Raw genomic sequence first — 247 nt, forward strand, 5'->3', positions numbered from 1 at the left:
CTATCGGCCACGTTGACCATGGTAAAACAACGCTGACCGCTGCAATCACTACCGTACTGGCTAAAACCTACGGCGGTGCTGCTCGCGCATTCGACCAGATCGATAACGCGCCGGAAGAAAAAGCTCGTGGTATCACCATCAACACTTCTCACGTTGAATACGACACCCCGACCCGTCACTACGCACACGTAGACTGCCCGGGGCACGCCGACTATGTTAAAAACATGATCACCGGTGCTGCTCAGAT

General features: G+C 54.3%; 1 protein-coding gene. It reads left to right on the forward strand.

What is annotated here, in order from left to right; translation table 11 throughout:
- Nucleotides 1–2 precede the first annotated feature (2 nt).
- Nucleotides 3–247, forward strand: a 245-nt coding sequence (locus FN960_RS24605) for a GTP-binding protein (protein WP_260682109.1), incomplete at its 3' end; no start/stop codon positions are given.

Source organism: Alkalicoccobacillus porphyridii (assembly GCF_007293315.1).
GTDB classification, from domain to species: Bacteria; Bacillota; Bacilli; order Bacillales; family Bacillaceae_D; genus Alkalicoccobacillus; species Alkalicoccobacillus porphyridii.